The sequence below is a fragment of the Actinomadura opuntiae genome, assembly GCF_030283205.1.
Classification (GTDB): Bacteria; Actinomycetota; Actinomycetes; order Streptosporangiales; family Streptosporangiaceae; genus Spirillospora.
This window is the reverse complement of record NZ_JASNWF010000004.1, coordinates 368806-390204: the sequence shown is the minus strand read 5'-3', so window position 1 is coordinate 390204 and position 21399 is coordinate 368806. Positions and strand designations below refer to the sequence as shown.

21 protein-coding genes are annotated in these 21399 nt (G+C 75.1%); 10 read left to right on the top strand and 11 right to left on the bottom strand.

Annotation, left to right across the window (positions count from 1 at the left end):
* Window positions 1-9 precede the first annotated feature (9 nt).
* Window positions 10-813: a hypothetical protein gene (locus tag QP089_RS10600; protein WP_285911323.1), complete on the top strand. Its 804-nt coding sequence runs from the start codon at window positions 10-12 to the stop codon at window positions 811-813.
* On the opposite strand, the gene QP089_RS10595 is transcribed toward QP089_RS10600, so the two are convergent.
* Window positions 810-1562 carry a glycerophosphodiester phosphodiesterase gene (locus QP089_RS10595; protein WP_285911322.1) on the bottom strand — a complete coding sequence of 251 codons (753 nt, stop codon included), beginning with the start codon at window positions 1560-1562 and terminating at the stop codon, window positions 810-812. The two genes, QP089_RS10600 and QP089_RS10595, sit on opposite strands and share 4 nt — an antisense overlap.
* A complete protein-coding gene (gene ispD, locus QP089_RS10590) occupies window positions 1559-2260 on the bottom strand; it encodes a 2-C-methyl-D-erythritol 4-phosphate cytidylyltransferase (protein WP_285911321.1) in 702 nt (233 codons plus the stop codon). Before ispD ends, QP089_RS10595 begins: the two co-directional genes overlap by 4 nt.
* Window positions 2261-2362: 102 nt before the next feature.
* On the opposite strand from ispD, the gene QP089_RS10585 reads away from it, so the two are divergent.
* The 6 genes from QP089_RS10585 (at window position 2363) to QP089_RS10560 (ending at window position 7449) form a co-directional block, all read left to right on the top strand.
* A complete protein-coding gene (locus QP089_RS10585; protein WP_285911320.1) occupies window positions 2363-3229 on the top strand; it encodes a DUF5941 domain-containing protein in 867 nt (288 codons plus the stop codon).
* The gene (locus tag QP089_RS10580) at window positions 3226-3846 is read left to right on the top strand and encodes a DUF5941 domain-containing protein (RefSeq protein ID WP_285911319.1); all 621 of its coding nucleotides are present in this window, start codon (window positions 3226-3228) and stop codon (window positions 3844-3846) included. Before QP089_RS10585 ends, QP089_RS10580 begins: the two co-directional genes overlap by 4 nt.
* The gene (locus QP089_RS10575; RefSeq protein ID WP_285911318.1) at window positions 3843-4574 is read left to right on the top strand and encodes a phosphocholine cytidylyltransferase family protein; all 732 of its coding nucleotides are present in this window, start codon (window positions 3843-3845) and stop codon (window positions 4572-4574) included. The genes QP089_RS10580 and QP089_RS10575 overlap by 4 nt, the downstream gene beginning before the upstream one ends.
* 61 nt (window positions 4575-4635) lie before the next feature.
* Window positions 4636-5712, top strand: coding sequence for an iron-containing alcohol dehydrogenase family protein (locus QP089_RS10570; protein WP_285911464.1), 1077 nt, complete (start codon window positions 4636-4638; stop codon window positions 5710-5712).
* The gene (locus QP089_RS10565) at window positions 5702-6571 is read left to right on the top strand and encodes a CDP-alcohol phosphatidyltransferase family protein (RefSeq protein WP_285911317.1); all 870 of its coding nucleotides are present in this window, start codon (window positions 5702-5704) and stop codon (window positions 6569-6571) included. Before QP089_RS10570 ends, QP089_RS10565 begins: the two co-directional genes overlap by 11 nt.
* Before the next feature lie 23 nt (window positions 6572-6594).
* The gene (locus tag QP089_RS10560; RefSeq protein WP_446474023.1) at window positions 6595-7449 is read left to right on the top strand and encodes a glycosyltransferase family 2 protein; all 855 of its coding nucleotides are present in this window, start codon (window positions 6595-6597) and stop codon (window positions 7447-7449) included.
* On the opposite strand, the gene QP089_RS10555 is transcribed toward QP089_RS10560, so the two are convergent.
* From QP089_RS10555 to QP089_RS10530, 6 genes are all read right to left on the bottom strand, one after another.
* Window positions 7442-8074, bottom strand: coding sequence for a TetR/AcrR family transcriptional regulator (locus tag QP089_RS10555; RefSeq protein ID WP_285911315.1), 633 nt, complete (start codon window positions 8072-8074; stop codon window positions 7442-7444). The two genes, QP089_RS10560 and QP089_RS10555, sit on opposite strands and share 8 nt — an antisense overlap.
* 158 nt (window positions 8075-8232) lie before the next feature.
* Window positions 8233-10686, bottom strand: coding sequence for a HelD family protein (locus QP089_RS10550; RefSeq protein ID WP_285911313.1), 2454 nt, complete (start codon window positions 10684-10686; stop codon window positions 8233-8235).
* Window positions 10687-10775: 89 nt separating this feature from the next.
* On the bottom strand, window positions 10776-11393 hold the full coding sequence (locus QP089_RS10545; RefSeq protein ID WP_285911312.1) for an SDR family NAD(P)-dependent oxidoreductase: 618 nt from the start codon (window positions 11391-11393) through the stop codon (window positions 10776-10778).
* Complete coding sequence (locus QP089_RS10540) at window positions 11390-12136, bottom strand: acetoacetate decarboxylase family protein (RefSeq protein WP_285911311.1); 747 nt, start codon at window positions 12134-12136, stop codon at window positions 11390-11392. Before QP089_RS10540 ends, QP089_RS10545 begins: the two co-directional genes overlap by 4 nt.
* A 58-nt stretch (window positions 12137-12194) precedes the next feature.
* Window positions 12195-12710, bottom strand: coding sequence for an SRPBCC family protein (locus tag QP089_RS10535; RefSeq protein ID WP_285911310.1), 516 nt, complete (start codon window positions 12708-12710; stop codon window positions 12195-12197).
* Between the two features lie 43 nt (window positions 12711-12753).
* Window positions 12754-13074, bottom strand: coding sequence for an HD domain-containing protein (locus QP089_RS10530; RefSeq protein ID WP_285911309.1), 321 nt, complete (start codon window positions 13072-13074; stop codon window positions 12754-12756).
* A 357-nt stretch (window positions 13075-13431) separates the two neighbouring features.
* On the opposite strand from QP089_RS10530, the gene QP089_RS10525 reads away from it, so the two are divergent.
* Complete coding sequence (locus QP089_RS10525) at window positions 13432-15471, top strand: outer membrane protein assembly factor BamB family protein (RefSeq protein WP_285911308.1); 2040 nt, start codon at window positions 13432-13434, stop codon at window positions 15469-15471.
* 33 nt (window positions 15472-15504) lie between these two features.
* On the opposite strand, the gene QP089_RS10520 is transcribed toward QP089_RS10525, so the two are convergent.
* From QP089_RS10520 to QP089_RS10510, 3 genes are all read right to left on the bottom strand, one after another.
* Window positions 15505-16662 carry a glycosyltransferase family 4 protein gene (locus QP089_RS10520; protein WP_285911306.1) on the bottom strand — a complete coding sequence of 386 codons (1158 nt, stop codon included), beginning with the start codon at window positions 16660-16662 and terminating at the stop codon, window positions 15505-15507.
* Window positions 16663-16781: 119 nt separating this feature from the next.
* Window positions 16782-18044 (bottom strand): nucleotide sugar dehydrogenase, encoded by a 1263-nt coding sequence (locus tag QP089_RS10515; RefSeq protein ID WP_285911305.1) that lies wholly within the window; start codon window positions 18042-18044, stop codon window positions 16782-16784.
* Between the two features lie 65 nt (window positions 18045-18109).
* Window positions 18110-19573, bottom strand: a complete 1464-nt coding sequence (locus QP089_RS10510) for a glycosyltransferase family 4 protein (protein ID WP_285911304.1) — start codon at window positions 19571-19573, stop codon at window positions 18110-18112.
* A 54-nt stretch (window positions 19574-19627) separates the two neighbouring features.
* Here QP089_RS10510 and wecB point away from each other — a divergent pair, with 54 nt between their 5' ends.
* A complete protein-coding gene (gene wecB, locus QP089_RS10505; protein WP_446474022.1) occupies window positions 19628-20713 on the top strand; it encodes a non-hydrolyzing UDP-N-acetylglucosamine 2-epimerase in 1086 nt (361 codons plus the stop codon).
* Window positions 20710-21390: a hypothetical protein gene (locus QP089_RS10500; protein WP_285911302.1), complete on the top strand. Its 681-nt coding sequence runs from the start codon at window positions 20710-20712 to the stop codon at window positions 21388-21390. Before wecB ends, QP089_RS10500 begins: the two co-directional genes overlap by 4 nt.
* The last annotated feature ends 9 nt before the right edge of the window (window positions 21391-21399 follow it).

Genomic DNA, 21399 nt, shown 5'->3' with positions numbered 1-21399 from the left:
GAGGTTGCCATGTCCAACGGCGCACGGCACGGCATGGGCGCGGTGGTGGGACTCGTCGCGACCCCCGTGGTCGGATGGTGCCTGCTGTTCGGCACGAACAAGATGCTCCGCGCCACGCGGACCGGGCTCGTCCAGTACCGCAGCTACCACGGCAGCGAGCTGTGGATCGGCGCGCTCGTCCTCCTCGTGGCGGCGGTCGTGATCGGCCTGCTGGTCGGGTCCCGGCTGTCACCGCTCGCGTCCCTCGTCCCCGGCGTCGTCTACGGCGCGCTGGGCGCGCTCTGGATCGCCGATCCCATCTGGGCGACGCAGCACACGTCGAAGAAGCCCCTTCCCGACAACCTCCTCGAGGGCTATCTGCTGTTCGCGCCGATGGGCATGTTCCTCCTGCTCGGTGTCCTGCTCACCGTGGCGTCGGTGCCGCCGTCGCGGTGGCGGGCGCGCACGCCCGGCGCGCCGCGCTACGCCGGGCCGCCGCCCGCGCCCGCGATGCCGATGGGCGCGCCCCAGGCGCCCGCGCAGGACACTCCGTGGGGGAGCCCGCCGCAGTACGGGCAGCAGCCGCAGTACGGGCCGGGCGCCCAGCAGGGCTACGGGCAGGGCGGCTCGCAGCCGGCCCTCCCTTCGGCGCCGCTCCCGAACCGGCCGCGCTCGTCGTCCGCGCCGCCGCCGGCGCGGCCCGCGTCCGGCGCCGTCCCGTTCGACGACGGCCGCGACGACGCCCGTCCGTCAGCGCAGGGCGGCGGCTCCGGCGAGGGCGTCGGCGAGTGGACGCAGATGTACGGCGGCGACGACCTGCGCGGCGACCGCTAGGCCAGGGCCTCGAGGACGCCGGGGACGTCGTTGACGACCATGGCGTCGACGCCGGCGGCCGCGTAGTCGGGGGCGCGGTCGGCGGCCGGGCACCACGCGATCACGTCGAGGCCCGCCTGGTGCGCGACGTCCACGCAGTGGTCCAGCGGGCGCAGCCGGCTGTCGGGGTGCTCGAACCCGCACGAGCCGGTGTGCACGGCGATGGCCTGCAAGTCCAGGCCCGCCGCCGCCGGGACCGCGTGCCACATCGGGAACCGCAGCCAGGTCAGCAGGCCCAGCGGGACGTCCGGCAGCTCGTCGCGCAGGAACACCAGCAGCGCCGGGTCGAACGAGGTGACCAGCAGCCGGCGCCGGCGCGCCTCGCGCTTGAGCACCGGCAGCAGCAGGGCGCCGGTCCGGCGGGACGGGGCGTCCACCGCGTCCTCCAGCACGGTCTTGACGTCGACGTCGACCGCGACGCCCGCGGGCAGCGCGTCGAAGATCTCGGTGAGCAGCGGCAGGCCGCTGGCGTCGGCGGGCATGTCCACGATGTGGTCGCCGCCCTCGACGGTCGGGTCGTGCCGCAGCACGAGGTGGTCGTCGGCGGTGCGGGTCACGTCGATCTCGACCCAGTCCAGGCCGGCGTCGACGGCGGCGAGCAGGGACGGAAGGGAGTTCTCCGCGACCGGCGGCGCCCCGCCGGGCGGCGTGCGCTCGCCCGAGCCGAGACCGCGGTGGCCGATGACTGTGGGGGACTTCTCGAAGATCAAGACGGGTCCTCGGTGGCGAGATGCTCGGCGACGACGGCGTCGAGCGGCTGGGTGACCTTCAGGTTGCGCTCGCTGCCCTCGACCACGCGGATCGGCACGTCGGGCAGGTAGCGGTGGACGATCCCGCAGTCGTCGGTGGCGCGCAGCGCCGGATCGGCGAGCGCCAGCTCGTACGCCTTGCGGATGGTGCCGAGCCGGAACCCCTGCGGGGTCTGGAAGCGGCTCATGGTCTCGCGCGGCGGCATCGACGCGACGACGCCGTCCTCGACCACGACGATCGTGTCGGGCGACGGCACGCCGACCGCGACGGCCTCGTGGCCGTCCAGCGCCGCGAGCACCCGGTCGATGACCGGGGCGTCCACGAACGGGCGGGCGGCGTCGTGGAACAGCACGCGCGCGTCGTCGGGGTGGCCGTCCAGGACGCGCAGCGCGGCGACCGTCGAGGCGGTGCGGGTCGCGCCGCCCTCCACCACGCCCGTCACGCTGCGGAACGGGGCGGCGATCACGCCGGCCTCGCGCAGGTGCCCGGCGGCCATCACCACCAGCACCTCGGCGATGCCGGGATGGGCGTCGAACGCGGCGATCGCGTGCGCCAGCATCGGGCGCCCGCCGACCTCCAGGAGCTGCTTGGGACGCCCCGCGCCCATGCGCTCGCCGACCCCGCCGGCGAGCACCACCGCAACCGTCCGCGCCGCCATCTCTCCCTCTCGCCGATCGGTCCGGCCGTTCCTGCGACAGGCGGTCACCGAATCGCTACGCTGGGCTGTCGTCCGTACGCTTCGATCCCGCCGGAGGCGCCGATGACCGGGGTCCGCCCGCGGCACCGGTCCGCCAGGCACAACGTACCGGAGGCGGCCGACGCCGTGGAGGAGAACCAGGCCACCCCGCCCGAGGGCGCCCCGCAGCGGGCCGCCGACGGCGCCGACGGCGCGGCCGCGCGCGGTGACGGGCTCGTCGCGGCGTACGCGGTCGCCGGGTACGCGCCGGTCCTGGTGCGCTGGGCGGCCTCCCGCGGGCTGTCGCCCGCGACGGTGTCGGCGATCTCGTTCGGTCTCGGCGCGCTCGCGGCCGTGTGGTTCTCCGCCGGCTCCCACGCCGGGATGGTCGCGGGCGCGGGGCTGCTGTACGTCTCGTTCGTCCTCGACTGCGTGGCCGGTACGGCCGGCGCGTCGTGGCCCGCCACCGTCCTCTGCCTGGCCAAGGAGGCCGCGGTCTACGCGGGCCTGGCGGTCGGCGCCGGGGTGCAGGTGCCCGGAGGGCCCGGATTCCAGGGGAACGCGTGGGCGGCGGCGGTGGGCGCGCTGGCGCTGCTGTCGGTCCGGCACGCGATGGACGCGGCGTACACGACGTACACGACGTACACGGCATACACGGCGGACGCGGCGTCCCGGCACGGCCGGCGCCCGCATCCCGGCCACCCGCATCCCGGCCACCCGCATCCCGGCGGCCCGCGCCAGGAGTTCGCGCGCCGCGCGCTGCGGGCGCTCGCGCTCCCGGTCGGCGAGCGGTTCGCGCTGATCGCGGTGACCGCCGGGATCGCGGGCGCGCGGGTCACCTTCGGCGTCCTGCTGCTGTGGGGCTCGGCCGCGGCCGTGTTCGTCCTGGCCGGGCACGTGTGCGAAGCGCTCGCCCGGACGCTGCGCGCACCCGGATCGGAGGCCCCGTGAACGGCCCTGTGAACGGCGCCGTGCCGGCCGCGGTCGGCGACCACCGCGACGACGGCCCGGTGTGCCTGGCGCTGGGCCGGACGGCGCGCGGGCGGCTCCCGCCGCTGCCCGCCGCGATAGCCGCCGCCGGAGTCACCGCGCTGCTGCTCGCGGCCGGTATGCACGGGCCGCCGACTCCCGCGCTGCTCGCCCCGTTCGTGGTGGTCCTGCTGGCCGGTCCGTCCTCCGGGCACCCGCACGCCGGACGCCTGGACTGGCTCGTACCGCCCGTAATCCGCGCGATCGAGTATGGTTACCTCGCCGTACTGGGATTTGCGCAGGGAGTGCCGGCACCGCTCGGCTACGTGCTGACGGCCGTCCTCGCGCTCCACCACTGCGACGCCGCGTACCGCTCCCGCCAGGGAGTCCGGCCGCGGGGGCTCGTCCTCCGCGCCGGCCTCGGCTGGGACGGCCGGATGCTCTGTGTGGCCTTCGCGGGCCTCTGCGGGCTGCTTCCGATCGCGTACGCTGCGCTGGCCGCCTACCTTGGTGTGCTGTTCGGCGGCGAGGGCGTCGCCATGTGGGCGCGGTCCGGTGGCGGCGGCGTGATGGTCGACTGGGAGGAAGAACGAGCATGATCGGCATGGTGCTGGCGGCGGGCGCGGGCCGGAGGCTGCGGCCGTACACCGATACCCTCCCCAAGGCCCTGGTCCCGGTGGACGGCGAGACCACCATCCTGGACATCGCGCTCGGCAACCTCGCCGAGGTCGGGCTGACCGACGTGGTCATCGTCGTCGGCTACTGCGCGGGCGCGGTCGAGGAGCGCAAGGCCGCCCTCGAGGAGAGGTACGGCGTGTCCATCACGCTGGTCCACAACGACAAGGCCGAGGAGTGGAACAACGCCTACTCCATGTGGCTGGCTCGGGAGCACTTCTCCAAGGGCGTCCTCATGGTCAACGGCGACACGGTCCACCCGGTGGGCGTCGAGAAGACGCTACTGGCGAACCGCGGACCGGACATCCTCCTGGCCGTGGACAACGTGAAAACTCTCGCCGAAGAGGAGATGAAGGTCGTCCTCGACGAGAGCGAGCACCTCAAGACGATCACCAAGCTGATGGACCCGTCCACCGCCTACGGCGAGTACATCGGCGCGACCCTCATCGAGCCCGCCGCCGCGGTGCCCCTCGCCGACGCCCTCAAGGCGACCTGGGAGGCCGACCCCGACCAGTACTACGAGGACGGCTACCAGGAGCTGGTGAACCGGGGCGGCCGCATCGCGGTCGCGCCGATCGGCGAGGTCGAGTGGGTGGAAGTGGACAACCACGACGACCTGGAGAAGGCCCGCCGGATCGCCAAGACCTACTGAGGCCGCCGGCGCCACACGCGGGACGACCCGAGCGAGGAGGCCCATGCCCCTGCTGACGCGGATGCTGAACGCGCCGCTCTCCATCGACGTGCGGCGCGGTGCCGTCGCCGCCCTCGGCGAGCTGCTCGCCGACCGGCGGATCGCCACCGAGGGCCGGGTGGCCATCGCCGTCGGCCAAGGCCAGGGCGACCACATCGCCGAGCACGTCCGCCCGTCCCTGTCGGCCTGCGAGGTGTTCCGGGTCGAGGGCGGCACCGTCGACGCGGCCGTCGGGCTCGCCGGGAAGCTGCGCGGCGGGACGTTCGAGGCCGTCGTCGGCATCGGCGGCGGCCGGACGATCGACGCGACCAAGTACGCGGCGACGCTGTCGGGCATCCCGATGGTGTCGGTCGCCACGAACCTGTCCCACGACGGGATCTGCTCCCCGGTCGCGTCCCTGGAGCACGAGAAGGGCAAGGGCTCGTTCGGCGTGGTGATGCCGCTGGCGATGGTCGTCGACCTCGACTACGTGCACGCCGCCCCCGAACGGCTCGTCCGCGCCGGGATCGGCGACGTGGTGAGCAACTTCTCCGCGGTGGACGACTGGCTGCTGGCCGCCGACGAGTGCGGCGAGCGCGTCGACCGGATGGCGCTGACCGTCGCCCGCACCGCCGCCGAGGCGCTGCTGCACCAGCCGGGCTCCATCGAGTCCGACCGGTTCCTCACCGTCCTCGCCGAGGGCCTGGTGCTGTCGGGGATGGCGATGTCGTTCGCCGGTGACTCCCGCCCGGCGAGCGGCGGCGACCACGAGATCCTGCACGCCATCGACCGGCTCTACCCGGGGACCGCCAACCACGGCGAGCTGGCGGGCATCGGCGCGGCGTTCTGCTACCACCTGCGCGCCACCCGGCTCGACGGCGGCGCGGGCGCCGGCGACACGGCCGCGGAGCGGCTCGGGGAGATCCTCACCTGCCTCGGCCGGCACGGGCTGCCGCGCTTCCCGGCCGACGTCGGCCTGACCGAGGACCAGTTCGCGGAGGCCGTGCTGTACGCCCCGCGGACCCGTCCCGGCCGCTATACGATCTTGGAACACCTCGGCCTCGACAAGGGCGAGACGCTCAAGGCGGTGGAAGAGTATGTCCAGGCCCATGGAGGCTGAGCTCCCCGGTCCCTCCCCGGCCGGCCCCGGTGCACCGGACGCGGGCGACCACCGCCCGCCGCGCAAGGCCGCGAAGGTCGCCGACATCCGCCGGTACGGGCAGCCGCCCGGCCTGAAGGACCGGCGCAACGAGGAGCACTGGGCGGGCCGGCTCTACATGCGCGACCTGTCCCCGTACTTCGGGTGGATCGCGCTGCGCCTCGGGTTCAGCCCGAACCAGCTCACCTACCTGATGATGCTGAGCGGCATCGTCGCCGGCGTCGTGGTGTCGCTGCCCGCGTCCGGCACGGGCGCGCTGTGGACGGCCCTCGGCGGCGCGGTCCTCATCCAGGTCTACCTGCTGCTCGACTGCGTGGACGGCGAGGTCGCCCGCTACCTGCGGCAGACCTCCATCACCGGGGTCTTCCTTGACCGCATCGGCCACTACCTGTCGGAGATCTCGCTGCTCATCGGGCTCGGCTTCGCCGCGCAGGGCGGCTGGCGGAACGGCGGCTGGGCCGAGCTCGGCCTCGTCGCCGCGCTCGGCGCCGCGCTGATCAAGGCGGAGACCGACAACGTCGTGGTGGCGCGCGCCAAGTCCGGGCTGCCCGCCGACCCGGTCGGCGGCGACCGGGCGCTGCGGCCGCGGTCCACCGGCATCGCGCTGGCCCGGCAGGCCGCGTCGATGCTGCGCTTCCACCGCATCATCGGCGCCGTCGAGCTGTCGCTGCTGATCCTGGCCGCCGCGCTGATCGACACCCTGGCCGGCGCGGACACCCCCGTCGCGATCCGGGTGCTGACGGTCGCCGTCGCGCTGGTCGCGGCCGTCCAGACCCTGCTGCACCTGGTCAGCATCCTGGCCTCCCGGAGACTGAAGTGAAGCTGAGCGTCGTCGTCCTCACCATGGGCAACCGCCCGGACGAACTGGCCCGCGCCGTCCGCAGCGCGCTGGAGCAGGAGCACGTGGACGTCGAGGTCGTGCTCGTCGGCAACGGCGTCGACCCCGTCGGCGGCCGCGCCGCCGCCGCGCCGTTCGACGACGAGCGCGTCAAGACGATCAGCCTGCCGAGCAACGTCGGCATCCCGGCGGGGCGCAACCGCGGCGTCGAGGCGTCCTGCGGCGACGTGGTGCTGTTCCTCGACGACGACGGCTGGTACCGGTCCCCGCGGCTCGGCGCCTACCTGCGCGACCGGTTCGCCGCCGACCCGGAGCTCGGCGTCGTGTCGTTCCGCGTCCGCGACCCGGAGGGCGGGCGCGGGGAGCGCCGGCACGTCCCGCGGCTGCGCGCCGGCGACCCGGAGCGGTCGTCGGAGGTCACGACGTTCCTGGGCGGCGCCTGCGCGATCCGCCGCGCCGCCTTCGACGCCGGCGGCGGCCTGCCCGAGGACTTCTTCTACGCCCACGAGGAGACCGACCTCGCCTGGCAGATCCTCAACGCGGGCTACCACATGGTGTACGACGCGTCCGCGGTGATGTTCCACCCGGCCGTGCTGCCGACGCGGCACGACATGTTCTACCGGTACAACGCCCGCAACCGCGTCTGGCTGGCCCGCCGCAACCTGCCGTGGCCCCTCGCCTTCACCTACCTCGCGGTGTGGATCGGGATGACGCTGCTGCGCGAGCGCAAGCCGAGCGCGCTCAAGCCGTGGTTCAAGGGCTTCGCGGAGGGCTGGCGCAAGCCCGCCGGCCCGCGCCGCCCCATCTCCTACCGCACCGCCTGGCGGATGACGCGGACGGGCCGCCCCCCGATCATCTGAGCGCCGACAGGATCAGGTGGGTCAGCTCCCTGGTGATGTCGTCCAGCGGGATGCTCTGGTCGCGGGCGGACCAGTGGTGGACGAGGTTGTTGACGGCGCCGATGATCGCGATGACGGTGAGGCGGTAGTCGCGGTCGGCGGCCTCGCCGCGCGCGACGGCCTCGCGGGTCATCGCGAGCATCGCGTCCTCCCAGTCGGCGCGCCACTGCAGCCGGTGCCGTTCGAGGTCGGCGCTGACGCCGATGACCTCGACGAACGCGATGCGGGCCCAGCGCGGGTCGCTGGCGGTCACGTCGACGAACGCGCGCACCGCGCGCTCGACGCGGACGGGCAGGGGCTGCGCGGCGGCCTCGGCGTAGGCGGCGTCGAGGGCCTCGCGGGCGCGCCGGTTGATGCCGCGGTGCAGCGCCGTGAGCAGTTCCTCGCGTCCGGAGAACTCCTCGTAGAAGTTGCGGGTGGACACGCTGGCGGTGGCGCAGAGCCGTTCGATGGAGGTCGCCGCGTAGCCGCGGGTCCCGAACAGTTCGAGGCCGGCGGCGAGCAGCCGCTCCCTGCGGTCGGCGCGGCGCTCCTCGGCGGAGCGGCCGCCGTAACTGCGTCGGGGGGCGGGGTTCCGGCCGCTCATCGATCTCCGTTCTGGCGGTGTCGGAAGGAGGCGACGCCAGCCTAACCGGGGGCGCGGCGCGGCGCCTCCCGCTCGTCCGCAGGCGGCGGCGCGCAGCGCCTCACCGGCGCCCGCGGTGACGCGCCGCGCCCGGAGCGCGCGACGCGACTCGGCCCGGGTCAGCCGGGCAGGAGGGTGCCCTTCCACTCGGGGTCGGAGGTCAGCACGACCAGGTGCTGGGTGGCCCGGGACACGGCGACGTACAGGACGCGGAGGCCGTTGGGGGACTGGGCCGCGACCGTCTCCGGGGCCGCGATGACGGCGGCGTCGAACTCCAGGCCCTTGGCCTCCAGGACGTCGAGGACCTGGACGCGGTCGGGGAGGCCGGCGGCGATGCGGTCGCGGGCGGCGGCGTTCCACTGCGCGGACGCGATCTCGTGCGGCAGGGGGATCGTGCCCTCGTCGCGGCTCTCGGCCGGATGGAACGGGACGATGACGCCGATCGTGCCCTCGACCTGGGTGAGGAGGTCCTCGGCGGCGTCGCGGGCGGCGGACGCGAGATCGGCCTCGGGCAGCACGCGGACGATGGGGTCGATGCCCGACGAGCGGACGGCGCGCGCCGGGCGGGCCTCGGGCAGCGCGCGGGCCAGCACCCGCGCGGACACGGCGGCGATCTCGGTGGAGTTGCGGTAGTTCGTCGTCAGCTCGTACTCGTACCGGGTGCGGCGCGGCGCGGGCTTGCGGCGGCGGCCCCGGGAGGACGGGTGCTCCCCGCCGAGCGCGGCGTCCATCGCGCGGCGGGCGGCGGCGAGGTCCTCCCAGGCGCTCTGCGCCGGGTCCTCCACGACGGTCCAGCTGGCCTGGCGGCCGCGGCGGCCGAGCATCCGCCACTGCATCGGGGACAGGTCCTGCGCCTCGTCCACGACGATGTGCGCGTACTCGGGTCGCTCCTCGGCCACGCCGTCGTCGACGCGGCGGGACCGCTCGAGCCGCTCCATGGACGTGGTCAGCTCCTGCATCTCCGGCTCCCAGCCGTCGTCCGCGACCTCCTCGCCGGTGAGGATGTTGACGCCGTCGACCACGAACGGGTCGTCGTCGGGGCGGACGCGGCGGCGCGACGACGGGCGGGGCGGGGAGCCGAGGAGCGCGTCGATCTCGTCCAGCAGCGCGATGTCCTGGTAGCTGAGCGGCGCGTCGCCGGCCCACGAGGACGCGAGCCGGGCGATGTCGTCGCGGTGCAGGTCGCGGCCCGCGGCGCGGCGCAGCCGGGCCGGGTCGCCCAGCGAGCGCAGCACGTCGAGGGGGCGGCGGATCGGCCAGAACGCCATGAGGAAGTCGGAGAACGCGCGCTGCTCGCGGACCCGCGCGTCGAACTGCTCGCGCGGCGTCCCGTTGCCGGCCGGGCGGCCGGGCTCGTCGTCGATCGAGCCGAGGCCGTCGGCGGCGAGGATCGCGTTCCACAGCCCGGCCTCGGCGCCCTCGGCCTCCCGCGCCGCCTCCGGACCGCCGACGTCGTTGAACCGCGCCCACAGGGCGTCCAGGAGCATCTCGGCGACCTGGCGGCGGGCCGCGTTCACGTTGCCGCGGCTGCGCCGGTGCACGTCGGCGCGGATCCGGTCGAGGCCGGCCCGGTCGAGCGACACCACGACGCCCTTGAACACCACGCGCAGCTCGTCGGGCGCGTCGGGCGCGTGGTCGGCGACGGCGCGGCGCAGCACGGGCGCCATGGTCTCCGAGCCCTTGAGCGCGGCGAGCGCCGGCGTGTCGTGGACGGTCGCGGTCACGCCGTCGACCAGGTCGCCGAGGGAGCGCAGCGTCGCCGAGCCCTCGCCGAGGGACGGCAGCACCCGCTCGATGTAGGCGGTGAACCGCCGGTTCGGGCCGATCACCAGCACGCCCCGGGAGCCGAACCGGCGCCGGTGCCGGAACAGCAGGTAGGCGACGCGGTGCAGCGCGACGGCGGTCTTGCCGGTGCCGGGGGCGCCGCGGACCAGGACGGTCCCGTCGGCGGGCGCGCGGATCACCTCGTCCTGCTCGCGCTGGATCGTCGCGACGATGTCGCGCATCGCGCCCTCGCGGGTGCGGGCGAGCGAGGCCAGGAACGCGCCGTCGCCGACGATCGTCATCCCGCTGGCGGCGTCCGGGTCGAGCAGGTCGTCCTCGAGGTCGACGACGGTGTGCCCGCGCGAGTGCAGGACGCGGCGGCGGACGACGCCGCGCGGGTCCTCGGGGGTGGCGCGGTAGAAGTCCTCGGCGGCGGGGGCGCGCCAGTCGATCACCAGGGAGTCGTGCTCGCTGGTGCGCACGCCGATCCGGCCGATGTAGCGGACCTCGCCGGCCGGGCGCTCGCCGGGGGCGAGGTCGAGCCGGCCGAACACCAGCCCGTCGTCGGCGACGTCGAGCGCCCGGGCGCGCAGCGCCGCCTGGTGGACCATCGCGTCCCGGTCCACCAGGGAGCCCTTCGTGCCGGCGAGCGACTGCCGGTAGCCCTCGCGGATCATCGCCTGGGCGTCCGCGCGCATCTCCTCCAGCCGCGCGTAGGCGACGTCGACGTACCGCTGCTCGGCGGCGATCTCACGGTCCTTGACCGTGCCGCCGGGTCCGGTCGGCCGCCCGGTGACCTGGGACGACATGCAGGCTGCTCCTCGCGGTCCGCTCGCCGGGGACGGCCCCCGGCGCCCTAACGGGCGAAAGAGACAAGCCTATGCTCTCCCTCCGACGTTCAGCGCGGCGCGGCGGCCCGGGCGAGGGCGCGGCGCAGCGGTCCCGGCCGCCTGCCGGGCGCGACGCGGACCTGGCCGGAGCGGGCCAGGGAGCGGTCGATCTCGTCCAGGACGAGCCGCGCGGGGACGCCCGCGGACGGGCTCGCGCAGCGGAACGCGACGCCGCGCCCGCGCTGCTCGTCCGCGAGGGCCTCGACGTAGGCGCAGGCCGCCGCGGCGGTGGCGGACGAGGCCGGCGACGAGGCGGGTGGGGCGATGACGATCACCTCGCCGGCGCCGCGCTCCAGCATCCCGGGCAGCACCGCCCGGACGATGTCGACCGTGCCGAGGAACCCGTTCCGTACCGCTGCGTCGGCGGGCGTGTCGGGCGCGCCGGGGGCGGAGGCGACGACGAGCCGGTGCACGGCGCCCGTCATGGCCAGGATGTCGGCGACGTCCTTGGGGTCGGTGATGTCGCACGTCCGGACGTGGGTGTTGGGGGAGCGGAAGGCGGTGGCGGCGAGCCCCTCCTCGTCGCGGTCCACGGCGACGACGTCCCATGCCGCCGCGGCGAGCCGCCGCGCCGCGAGCGCCCCGATGCCGCGCGCCGCGCCGGTGACCAGTGCCGTCCGCCTCACGCGAACACCTCCTCGGCCGGGTCGAAGGTCATCGACAGGTGCCCGACCGTGGTGCTGCTCAGCGCGCGCGCCCGGTCCAGGCCCAGGCTCCGCAGCTCCTCGGCCACCGGATGGTCGCCCAGGATCACCTTGGCGCCGCCCGGACGCATCCGCACGTCGGACGGCGTGAGCGTCCACGGCGTCCGGCGGGTGACGCCGTCCAGGCACGAGTACGCGTCCACCTTGGGCGCTCCGGCGCCGCCCGGCATCGGCGCGCCCGGGCTGACGGCCATCTCGATCGCGGTGCGGCCGCCGAACCGGACCGCGCAGCGCTTCACCCGCCCGGCGAGGTCCATCGGCATGTCGGCGAGCTCCTTGGGGAAGCCCCAGATGCTCCGCCCGCACTCCAGGGTGAACTCCTGGTTGACGGGCAGCCAGTGGATGAAGGCCCCCACGTCCCGCAGTCCGCGCAGCCGGCCGAGCGCGCCGGAAGGGGCCGGCGTCCCGGGCGGGCGCACGAGGAAGGCGACGGCGAACTCGTGGTACGGCCCGAGGTCCCCGTCGGCGTACCGGACGAACGCCAGCGAGCAGATCGCCTTGCCCGGCAGCGGCTCGGCGATCTCGAGCCCGGTGTAGGCGATGACGGCCTGCGCCGCGGCGGCCGGGACGGCGAACATGGCCGAGGCGACGGCGGCGTCCCGGATCCGCACCGGAAGCGCGACCTGGTGCCCCTGGATCGGGTGGACTTGCGCGGCAGTTGTCACATCGATAAGTAGAACAGGTTCTCGTTTTGCTGCCAAGGCTCGTCCCGGCACCGATCGGTCACACCGCCGCGCCGCCGCCTCGGCCGCGTTCGAGGGCCGCCTTGATCCGGCCGAGCGTGGCGCGCATCCCCTCCCGGTTGACCCCCGCCCGCCCGCCGGCCGGGACACCGGTGAACACCTTCCCGAGCAGCGAGACGAGCCCGGCGCCGCGGGTGTCGCGCCGCAGGTCCTCCCAGTACTCGGTGAGCCGCGTCCGCGTCTCGCCCGCGCCGCCGACGTCCTCGATCCGGTAGCCCCACAGCGCCACCGGGATGCCGAAGCTGGACACCCGGAACGCGAACGCCTCCCCGGGCACCGCGACCGTCACCCGGCAGTTGGTGAACCACACCCGCCAGCCGAGCCGGTTGAACCCGACGAACCTCGTCCCCGGCCTGATCGCGCGTCCCCGGACCCACGCCGCGAAGACCTCCGGGCTCCACTCGCCCATCCGCCGCGGGTCGGCGACGGCGGCGTACACCGCGCGCGTCCCGGCCTCGATCGCGACGCTCTCCTCCACCACCCATTCGCGTTCCATGGGCCGATCATGCCACCCGATGACCGCCCGGTCATCATGCGGGCTAGCGCAGGTGCGAGAACGCCTCGCGCCACTGCGCGTACCAGGCCGCGAACCAGGGGTGCGGGTCGGCCAGCGGGACGATGTAGGTGACCGTCTCGGCGTAGTAGCGGCGCTGGAAGTCCGGCGGCATCCGGTCGAGCCGCTGCACGTTGCTGACCCGGTCGGCGAGCTTCACCAGGACCGCCTCCGGCGGGGCGTCGCGCAGGCGGCGCAGGTACGCCGACTTCGCGGCCCGCTTGGCCTGCCGCCCGCCGCCGGCCGCGGGCGGCTTGGTGACCCAGTCGACCAGCTCGGTCACCTCGGGCCCGAACGCGGCCTCCACGTCGGCGAGCGTGACCGGCGTGTCCTCGACGACGTCGGTGCAGGAGCACGGCCGACAGCACCGCCGGGTCGGTCACCCCGGCGCCGCGCACCAGGACCTCGAGAGCCTCCAGCAGGTGCTCGACGTACGGGGCGCCGGTCGGCCGCCGCTGGTCGTCGTGCCACCACTCGGCCGCGTCCGCCGCCCTCTCCAACACGTCGAGATCGACGCGATCGCCAACACCGGACGCCTCCAGATCCGCGCGGGCCGCACCCCAGTTCTCCCAACGACCGAAGACCTCCACCGATCCCTCCGCTCCCATCCGGCCAGGCCATGTCGCGCGGGCGGGCGGGACACGGCAAGGTGGAGGTTCACACTATGCGGCAGCCAGGACAGCAGGGAGGCGGCGCGGGGGTGGGCGGGACCCGGCAGCGGCGCGACGGCCGGCCGGGGACGGGGCCGGCGGGCGGCGTCCGCGTGGCGCTCGGCCTCGTCGCGGGCGCCCTCGCCATCGCGCTGTGCGCGGTCCTCGTCGAACGGTTCGTGCTGCACGCCGAGTGGTGGCAGGTGCGGCACACCGTCACCGCCGAGCCGGTCGCGCCGCAGAGCGACGTCGGGCCGCCGCCCGGCCCCCTCGGGGTGAGCTGGGAGGAGACCACGCGGATCCACCGGGGGTCGTCCGCCGGGTACGACGGCGTGGCCTACGACGTGGCGCGCGGGCAGCTCGTGACGGCGTCCGGCGGCGGCCTGGTGGTGCGGGACGCGCGCAACGGCGCCGAGCGGTGGAGCTACCGGCGCACCGGCTGGACGCTGCTCGGCTGGACGTCCACCCGGTCCCGGCTGGTGGCCTACTTCGAGCGGGACGGCCGGCGCGGCGACCGGCTGCTCGTCGGGTTCGACGAGCTGTCGGGCGCGCAGCTGTGGCGGCGGGACGGCGAGCGTCCGGCGGCCGTGTCGCGCGCGACGCTGCGCTGGCCCGCCGGGGCCGGCGTGGCGCTGGCCACCGACGACGGCCGCCGCACCCTGTACGGGGTGTCCGCGCTGACCGGGAAGCGGCTGTGGCGGACGCCGCTGCCGAAGGGGTGCCGGCTGTACGAGGGCGCGGCGCAGCCGTCGGACGCCCTCGACGCGGCGGGCGTCCGGGACGCCGGCGCGCGGGGCACCGGTGCCTTGGCGGCGCTGGCCGCGGGCTGCCGCAAGCAGGGCGGACGGCTGCTGGCCGTCGACCCGGGGACCGGGCGGGTCCGGTGGAGCCGGAACCTGGCGGTGGGGGAGTCGCTCGCGGTGCGGGTGCTGGACGGGGTGGTCCTCGCCGCCGACGCGTCGGCGCTGCGCGCGTTCACCCTGGAAGGCGGCCGGATCGCCGGCTGGGACGGCGACGGGGTGTGCGGCGACCGGATGTGCCCCGCGGTCCTCGCGGGCGGGCGGCTGCTGGTCGTCCGCCACCGCGACGGGAAGGGCCCGGGCACCGACCGGATGGAGGCGGTGGACGTCCGGTCCGGCCGGGTGGCGTGGTCGCGGGACGTCCCCGGATACGTGGCGCTGGCGCAGGCGGGCGGCGAGGTCTACGCGCTGCGTCCGCGCCTGTCGGAGCAGCTGCTCCCGGCGGGCGTCGACATCGTGGATCCCGGGAGCGGCGGGACGACCACGGCTCCGGCGCCGTTCGCGATGGACCCCGACCTGCCGGGCGCGCATCCGTGGCTGGCGGCGGCGGGCGGGCTGCTGTACGCGGCGGTCGCGGAGGCGGCGCCGCGTCCGGCGGGCGCGGCCCGGCTGGTCGCGCTGCGCGGCGGCCCGCTGGGGACGGGCCCCGCCGAGCTGGGCGGCGTGCCGGTGGACGACTGGCCGGACGCGTGCACGCTGCTCAAGAAACCCGACCTGGCCGCCGTGCACGCCGGCGGCCGCGGCACCGGTGCCGCCCGGACGAGCGTGGGGCCGGTGGCGCTGCCGCGTCCGGTGTCCTGCACGTACGAGACGAAATGGGATGAACCCGAGGACGGGGAGACGCCCGGCGATCGGAAGCCGTCGCCGGGACCGTCCACCAAGGCCGGTGCCGCGGGCAAGAGGGCCGAGAACGAACCGCGCGCGGGCGGAAGCCCGCCCTCTCCGGACACCGGACGGAGCGCCGGGCCGGACGACGCCGTCCCCGGCTCCTCCGTCCGCGGGCTGACCGTGAGCGTCCGCTGGGTCGGGGAGACGGCCGGCGCCGCGGCGGCGATGCTCGACGCCCTGCAGGCGATCCAGCTGCAGGCGCGGGAGCGGCCCGACATCCACGCCGACCAGGCGTACGAGCTGGGCCCGACCGCCGGGATGATCGCGCTGCGGGTCGACCGCGTCGTGCTGGTCGTGGACGTGGACCGCCCGCCCGGCGCCGCGGCCCGCCTCGCCCGCGCCGTCGCCGACCGCCTCCGCGCCTGACCGCGCCTGACCGCGCCTGACCGCGGCGGCCCGTCAGTAGTTGCAGTCGGGCACGACCCCGGGGAGCGGCTCGGCCAGGTGGACGGGCTCGGGGACGATCGCGGGGCTGCGGCCCGCCCAGGTCTCCAGCTGCGCGACGAAGCGCTCGGCGTGCACGGGCCAGTGGAAGCGGGCCCGGGCGGCCTCGTAGCCGCGCTTGCCCATGCCGGTGCGCAGTTCCGCGTCGTCGCGCAGCCGGCGGACGGCGTCGGCGGCGGCCGCCGGGTCGCCGAACGGGACGACCAGCCCGCACCCGGCCGGCTCGACGATGTCCACCGCGGGCGGGTTCGGCGTGGTGATCACCGGGACGCCGCGGGCCATGTACTCCACGACCTTGGTGGGCATCGAGTGCCGGTAGTTGGGCTCGTCGTGCAGCAGCGCGAGCCCGGCCATCGCGCCCTCGGCGATCCGCAGCGCCCGGTCGTTCGGGACGAACCCGTACCAGCGCAGGATCCCGGTGCGCTGGGCGTCGCGCAGCGCGGGCCGCACGTCGGGGTCGGCGCCGCCGATCAGCTCGACGGTGACGCCCTCGGGGGCCAGCATCCGGGCCATCTCGATCATGTCCAGGGCGCCGCGCGCCGCCGACAGGTTGCCGACGTAGACGGCGCGGCGATCGTCCGGCGGCCCGGGCGGCAGGTCGGAGACGTAGGTGGTGTTGGGCACGACCGGGTGGTCGCCGCGGAACCGGGCCCGGTAGCCCTCCTCGGCGAGCAGCAGCTTCAGCCGCCGCTCGCCGCGCCGCTCCAGCCCCCGCACGGCCGGCCGCAGCACGGGCCGGACCGGGCCGGGCACCCAGCCCTTGGCGGTGAGCGCGGCGGCGGTGTCCTCGTGGACGTCCCACACCACGGTCCGGCCGAGCGCCTCCCGGGGCAGCGAGACGACCAGTTCGGGGTCGTGCAGAAGGATCACGTCGGCGTAGCCGGCGTGCTCGGCGAGCGCCCGGCGGGCGGCGCGCAGCGCCCGCAGGCGGCGCCGCCCGGTGGCGCGCGGCACGTCCACCGGGCTGATCTCGCGCCACGGGGTCGCGTTGCAGGCCCGGAACGGCGCGATGTAGGTGACCTCGTGGCCGGCGTCGAGCAGCGCGCGTATCTGCCGGTGCAGAATGCGCGCATCCTCCGGATGGTGCACCACTGTGCAAACGCAGATCCGCATTCCACTCACTCCGCAATGTGCCGGTGAACTCGACTGCTCTCCGAGTCTCGGTCGCCCATGGAAATCTCCTGTGAATTCCCCTTGTCCGTACTGTGGACGGTGCCGGGCGACTCCTCCCGCTAGAGCAGTTCGACGGTCTCGAGCTGGACGTCCCGGGTCCGGCCGCGCGTGTCGAACAGCAGCGGGGCGTGCCGGGTGAGGACCTCGGCGTCGTAGGCGGCGTGGTCGGCCAGCACGATGGCCAGGTCGGCGGCGCGCAGCGCGGCGGGCAGGTCGTCGCCGGCGGACGGCACCTCGGCGCCGTCGACCCGCCAGTCCGCCACGAACGGGTCGTGGAAGGAAAGGTCGGCGCCGAGCCGGGCCAGCCGCCGCGCGACCGGCCGGGCCGGCGATTCGCGCTGGTCGGCGATGTCGGCCTTGTAGGTGACGCCGAGCAGCAGGACTCTGGCGCCCTTGAGCGCGCGGCCCTCCCGGTTGAGCAGCTGCTGGGCGCGCTCGGCCACGTACCGGGGCATCCGGTCGTTGATCTCCTGCGCCAGCTCCACGAACCGGAACGGGTAGCCCAGCGAGCGGACCTTGTACGACAGGTAGTTCGGGTCGATCGGGATGCAGTGCCCGCCGACGCCGGGGCCGGGGCGGAACGCCTGGAACCCGAACGGCTTGGTGGCGGCGCAGTCGATCGCGTCCCACAGGTCGATGCCGAGCTCGTTGCAGAACACGGCCATCTCGTTGACCAGCGCGATGTTGACGTGCCGGTAGGTGTTCTCGAGCAGCTTGGCCATCTCGGCCTCGCGGGTGCCCTTGGCCTCCACGACCCGCTCCACGAACTTGCCGTAGAAGGCCGAGGCGGCGGACGCGCAGGCCGGCGTCAGCCCGCCGACGATCTTCGGGGTGTTGCGCACCCCGTAGACGGGGTTGCCCGGGTCGATCCGCTCCGGCGAGAACGCCAGGTGGAACTCCTGCCCGGCGACCAGCCCGGACTCCTCCAGGATCGGCCGGACGACCTCCTCGGTGGTGCCCGGGTAGGTGGTCGACTCCAGCACGACCAGCGCGCCGGGCTCCAGGCGCCGCGCGACCGTCCCGGCGGCCCCGCGGACCGCGGTGAGGTCGGGGCCGCCGTCCTGCGACAGCGGCGTGGGGACGCAGATGACGACGGTGCGGGCGCCGTCCAGCACGTCCTCGTCCAGGCTGGGCGTGAACCCGGCCGCGAGCATCTCCTCGACCTCGGCGGGCGAGACGTCGTCGATGTGCGACAGCCCGGCCTTGAGCCCGGCGACGACGCGCGCGTCGCGGTCGAGTCCGCCGACGCGCAGTCCGGCCCGGCAGGCCTCCCGCACCAGCGGAAGCCCCACGTAGCCGAGTCCGATGACCACCAGATCCATGCCCGGCTCCCTTCGCAGTGGAGCGCGCGGTCGGCGCGCTTGTCGTAATCGCGGTGTCGCGGGCCTCAGCGGAGGCCGTAGGCGGCCCGGTATCCCTTCGCGACGGCCCGCCAGGTGCGTTCCGCCCGAACCCATTCCCGGGCTCGCTGTCCTGTTTTTTGCCTGCTTTCGGGACTGTAAGCCAGGTCTTCCAGACAATTCGCCCAAGCTTCCGCGTTTTCCGGAAGTGTTAACGCGCCGGTCACACCGGGTTCCACGATTTCGCGAAGAGCCCTGACATCACTGGCTATAACGGGGATTCCCCCGGCCATCGCCTCCAGCGGCTTGAGGGGCGTCACCAATTGGCACACCCGGTCCGCCCGGCGCGGGACCGCGAACACATCGAGGAGCGCGTGGTAGCGGCGAACGGAACCCATCGGCACCCGCCCGGTGAACACGGCGTGAACGCCGTGCCCGGCGGCGCGCCGCTCCAGGGCGCCGCGCTCGGGGCCGTCGCCGACCAGCAGCAGCGTGACGGGCGCGCCCCGGTCGCGCAGCAGCGCCGCCGCGTCGATCAGCGTGTCGATGCCCTCGTAGCCGTAGAACGACGAGGTCAGGCCGACGACGGTCGCGTCCGCCGCGATCCCGAGCTCGGCGCGCAGGCCCGAGGCGTCCGGCAGCGGCTCGAGGAACGCCTCGTCCACGCCGTTCGGCACGATGAAGATCTTCTCCTCGGGGACGCCGCGCGCGGCGATCTCCGCGCGCATCGCCTCGCCGAGCGTGACGACCGCGTCGGCCTCGGCCATCCGGCGGGTCTCCAGCTCCCGGGTCAGCCGGTAGAACTCGTCGGACTCGCTGTGCGCGGGGTCGCGCGACAGCCAGGAGTCCTCCAGGAAGCCGCGCACCTCGTACACGACGGGCAGCCCGTGCCGGCGGCCCAGCTCCAGCGCGACCGCCGCGTTCAGGTGGTTGCTGACCGCGTGCAGGACGTCCGGACGCAGCTCCCCGACCAGCCGCCCGGCGAGGTCGGCGCCCCGCTCCACGCCCCGGACCGGCCCGGCGGGCGGCAGCCACGGCAGCAGCCGGTGGTAGGGCACCCCATCGACGTCCACGCGGGCCCGCGCGTCGCCGATGCCCTGGCTGAGCGGGTAGCCGAGCCGCGTCGCGACGTGGGTGTCGAAGCCCATCTCGCGCTGCGCGAGCGCGATCCGATGCGTCCGGACGGTGTAGCCCGCGTTGGTGCGGGGCAGCGCGTTCGTCACGAACTGCAGGACGGTCGTCCCCGAACCGCTCCGGTCGACCGGGCGGGCCGGTCGGGACGGCGGGGTGTGCGCCAGCAGCGCGCGCAGCTCCGCGCTCTCCCGCCGGACGCCGCGCGGCCGCGGGACCGCGAGCCGGGACCGCGCCAGCCGGCGCCCGCCGAGCGGGCCGGGCAGGCCCCGCGCCAGCAGCCGCACCGCCAGCCGGGGTGCCCGGCCGGGATCGTCGCGCACCTGCCGCCAGGTGAGTCCTACCAGGTAAACGGGCCTTTTCAGGGCATAGATCCGCACGCCGAGCGAGCGTAGGCAAGCCGGATGAACAGAAAGGAAATTCTGGTGTCACCCATAGTGCACGTCCTCGGGGCGCGGCCGAACTTCGTCAAGGCGGCCCCGGTGATCGGCGCCCTGCGCGCCGCCGGAGCCGAGCAGGCGGTGATCCACACCGGGCAGCACTACGACGCCCGGATGTCGGAGATCTTCTTTGACGAGCTCGGACTGCCCGAGCCGGACGTGAACCTCGGCGTCGGCTCCGGCGGGCACGCCGAGCAGACCGCCGCCCTCATGGTCGGCCTTGAACGGGAGTTCACGAGCCGTTCACCGGTGCTCGTCATCGTGTACGGCGACGTGAACTCGACGATCGCCGCCGCGCTGGTCGCGGCCAAGCTGCACATCCCGGTCGCCCATGTGGAGGCCGGGCTGCGCTCCTTCGACATGACCATGCCGGAGGAGGTGAACCGGCGCCTCACCGACCAGCTCTCCGACATCTGCCTGGTGACGAGCCCGGAGGGGATCGGGCACCTGGCGAACGAGGGGGTCGCGGTGGAGCGGGCGCACCTGGTCGGCAACCCGATGATCGACACGCTGCTGGCCAACCTCGACTCCTTCGACACCGGGCGGGTCCGCGAGGCGCACGGGCTGCCGGACCGCTACGTCCTGGCGACCATGCACCGGCCCGCCAACGTCGACGCGCCGGAGACGGCCGCCGCGCTCGTCCGGCACCTGCACGGCGTCGCCGACCTGGCCGACCTGGTCATCCCGGTGCACCCGCGCGGCCGCGCGAACCTGCTGGCCGCCGGGCTCGACGACCACGACCGCGTCCACGTGCTGGAGCCGCTCGGGTACATCGACTTCATCGCGGCCGTGCGCGGCGCGGCGGCGGTCGTCACCGACTCCGGCGGCCTCCAGGAGGAGACGACGATCCTCGGGGTGCCGTGCCTGACCGTCCGGCCGAACACCGAACGGCCCATCACCATCACCCACGGGACGAACCGGCTGGTCACCTTCGAGGAGCTGGTGCCGGGCGTCCGCAAGGTCCTGGAGTCCGGCGCGCAGGCGGGGGAGCGCAGGCCGCCGCTGTGGGACGGGCACGCCGGCCCCCGCATCGCGGAAGTGGTCATGGCGTTCCTCGGCGGGAACGGAGCCCTCGGATGAGCGGGGCCGAAGGCGCGAAGGCGAACCGGCAGGCGGCCCGGCTGCGGGCCGCGCTGCGCGAGCGCGAGTCGCGCGTCCAGGAGCTGGAGCGGCGGCTGGAGTCGCTGGAGACCTCGATGGCCCTGCAGTTCGGCCGGATCGTCGCCGGCGCCGCCCGCAACCCGCGGCGGCGCGGCGTCCGGCTGCCGAAGGAGCTGTACCGGCTCTGGCGCAAGCGCAACGCGCCGGAGCAGGGCCCCTCGTCGTCCGGCGGCGAGCGCATCCTGCTCGACCGCATCGACCGGCCCGAGGACCGGCTGCTCGCCGCCGGGCCCTGCGACCGGATCGTCATCGCCGGGATCTTCGCCCCCGCGACGGCGGAGGCGCTGCGCGAGCACGCCAAGGTGATCCCGCTCTACCCGCACGACGCGACGGTCGTCCTGGACACCGCCGACGTCGACCTGGTCGTGGTGGACGCGGCGGCCGGCGAGCCCGGCGGGCCGTGGGCCTACCTCGGCGTCCCCGGCATGTACGACCGGGACCGCGCGCTGAACGACGTCCGCCAGATCGCGGCGGGCCGCTCGCTCCCGCTCGTCCTGTGGGGCGAGGCGCCGCCCGCGACGCTCGCGCTCCTGGACTGGGACGCCACCGTGACCACGCCAAGCCGGCTCGCCGAGATGGTGGAACCGGTTCGTTGAAAGGAACTC

Bases quoted from the DNA above. Each gene is read 5' to 3' on its own strand.
- QP089_RS10500 (WP_285911302.1), top strand. From the start codon at position 20,710: ATGAGCGGGGCCGAAGGCGCGAAGGCGAACCGGCAGGCGGCCCGGCTG.
- QP089_RS10550 (WP_285911313.1), bottom strand. From the start codon at position 10,686: ATGTCGTCCCAGGTCACCGGGCGGCCGACCGGACCCGGCGGCACGGTC.
- QP089_RS10565 (WP_285911317.1), top strand. From the start codon at position 5,702: ATGGAGGCTGAGCTCCCCGGTCCCTCCCCGGCCGGCCCCGGTGCACCG.
- QP089_RS10555 (WP_285911315.1), bottom strand. From the start codon at position 8,074: ATGAGCGGCCGGAACCCCGCCCCCCGACGCAGTTACGGCGGCCGCTCC.
- QP089_RS10585 (WP_285911320.1), top strand. From the start codon at position 2,363: ATGACCGGGGTCCGCCCGCGGCACCGGTCCGCCAGGCACAACGTACCG.
- ispD (WP_285911321.1), bottom strand. From the start codon at position 2,260: ATGGCGGCGCGGACGGTTGCGGTGGTGCTCGCCGGCGGGGTCGGCGAG.
- QP089_RS10535 (WP_285911310.1), bottom strand. From the start codon at position 12,710: ATGGAACGCGAATGGGTGGTGGAGGAGAGCGTCGCGATCGAGGCCGGG.
- QP089_RS10525 (WP_285911308.1), top strand. From the start codon at position 13,432: ATGCGGCAGCCAGGACAGCAGGGAGGCGGCGCGGGGGTGGGCGGGACC.
- QP089_RS10600 (WP_285911323.1), top strand. From the start codon at position 10: ATGTCCAACGGCGCACGGCACGGCATGGGCGCGGTGGTGGGACTCGTC.
- QP089_RS10570 (WP_285911464.1), top strand. From the start codon at position 4,636: ATGCTGAACGCGCCGCTCTCCATCGACGTGCGGCGCGGTGCCGTCGCC.
- QP089_RS10560 (WP_446474023.1), top strand. From the start codon at position 6,595: ATGGGCAACCGCCCGGACGAACTGGCCCGCGCCGTCCGCAGCGCGCTG.
- QP089_RS10520 (WP_285911306.1), bottom strand. From the start codon at position 16,662: ATGCGGATCTGCGTTTGCACAGTGGTGCACCATCCGGAGGATGCGCGC.
- QP089_RS10575 (WP_285911318.1), top strand. From the start codon at position 3,843: ATGATCGGCATGGTGCTGGCGGCGGGCGCGGGCCGGAGGCTGCGGCCG.
- QP089_RS10515 (WP_285911305.1), bottom strand. From the start codon at position 18,044: ATGGATCTGGTGGTCATCGGACTCGGCTACGTGGGGCTTCCGCTGGTG.